A 1,519-nucleotide genomic window follows, 5' to 3' on the forward strand; every position below is an offset into this window, starting at 1 on the left:
GCGCGCTCCAGAGTGCCGAGTCCGAGGGAGGCATAGGTGGCAAAGACGGTGACCTTGTCGAACGGCCGCACCCAGTCGATCAGCTCCCGCACATCGGTGGTGCTGGGGAAGCCGACGCCCTCACCGCGCAGCGACGAGACGCCGATCATGGGGCCGGTGCGGCCGGCCTCGCGCCACGCTGCCTCGGTCTGCGCCAGCAGGTCCAGCGAGGGAACCAGCACCAGCACGCGGCCCGCCTGGAGTTCGTGCGCGCTCTGCGCGGCGACGAGGGTCTTGCCCGAGCCGGTCGCCATGACGACCTGAGTGCGCAATCCGCGCTCCGGGACTGTGCCGGTAGCAGGCACCTCAAGGGCGGCCCGTACGGCGTCGACAGCCTCACGCTGGTGGGGTCGGAGGTTCGTCATGTGAGCAGAGTCCTTTGCGGTGCCAGGAGATGAGGGGGAGTCCGCGACAGGGCGGCTTGGTCAGGCTTGCTTGGGCGGGCGTCCAGGGCGGCCGGGGCGGGTGTCGACGTGGCGCAGCACGGTCGAGATGTGCCAGACGGGCTCGCGGCCGACGTGGTCGTCAGGGGCGGGCGCCTGGTCGCGGGCGACGTAGCCGCTCCAGGTCTTCTGCTCGACTCCGGTGATGGCGGCGGCGCCGGCGGTGGGCACGCACATGATGCGGCGTTCGGTCGAGGCGGCGGATTCGCCCGTCCAGTGGGCGATGTCCTCGACGGGCAGGCCGTGCCGGTAGAGGTGGGCGATGTAGCGCCAGAGGGCGATGGCGTACCGGCGGCGCACGGCCAGGAGGTGCTTCTCCTTGGCCTGTACCTCGGCGATGAGGGCCAGGAGCGAGGGCGGGGCCGTGTTCTCCCTCGCGCGCTGGTGGATCGCCTCCTGGTGCACCGGGTCTTTCGCGAGCAGGAGCTGCGGGTTACCCAGGCTGTCGATCTCGTCCTGGAGGGCGGCCAGGTAGCGGCCTCCGTGAGCGGCGATCAGGTGCTGCTTCATGCTCTGGACGGCGGTCTGCGCCTCGGGGTCGCCGATGTCGGTGGCGCCCTCGATCGCGGTGCGGTTGATGTCGGTGCCGTCGAGGTAGCACCGCAGGACCACGCCGTGGCGTACCCATGACGGGTCGCCGGTGCCGGTCCAGGTGTCCGTGTCCCACGCCACGCAGGTGCCCTCCTCGTAGCCGAAGCCGCTGACGGCGACCTTGATGTCGACGGGGTTGAGGAAGTCGTCGAGCTGCGGCGGTTTCGTCTGCATCTCCATACCGCCATAATTACAGTAGCAGACTGCAATTTCAACCGGTTGTGCCGACGAGGCACACACGACCTGCGCTGAAGCGTGCTGAGCCGTGAGCAGACTTGAGCCCGGGGCAAGACGGCTGATCCGGCCGATCTGACGGATACATGCGGCCATCCTCGTATGACGCAGATGTCTCGGATGCGCAGGCTGGCTACAACCTTGACCAGGGGCGTTCACTGAGCTGGTGGGGGTTGTGCGTGCTGACCATCAACGTTGCCGTGCTGCTGGCG

At 68.9% G+C, this 1,519-nt stretch carries 2 protein-coding genes; both read right to left on the reverse strand.

Going from position 1 to position 1,519, the window contains the following annotated elements; all coding sequences use genetic code 11:
- Positions 1-404 (reverse strand): DEAD/DEAH box helicase family protein (locus tag AB0E98_RS33640; protein ID WP_361710285.1); only part of this gene is annotated, 404 nt, incomplete at its 3' end.
- A gap of 60 nt (positions 405-464) precedes the next feature.
- On the reverse strand, positions 465-1,253 hold the full coding sequence (locus AB0E98_RS33645; protein WP_359516104.1) for a hypothetical protein: 789 nt from the start codon (positions 1,251-1,253) through the stop codon (positions 465-467).
- Positions 1,254-1,519: the final 266 nt, after the last annotated feature.

This window comes from Streptomyces sp. NPDC037389 (assembly GCF_040636475.1).
Taxonomy (GTDB): Bacteria; Actinomycetota; Actinomycetes; order Streptomycetales; family Streptomycetaceae; genus Streptomyces; species Streptomyces hesseae.

Coding starts and splice junctions, on each gene's coding strand:
- AB0E98_RS33645 (WP_359516104.1), bottom strand. CDS start 1,253: ATGGAGATGCAGACGAAACCGCCGCAGCTCGACGACTTCCTCAACCCC.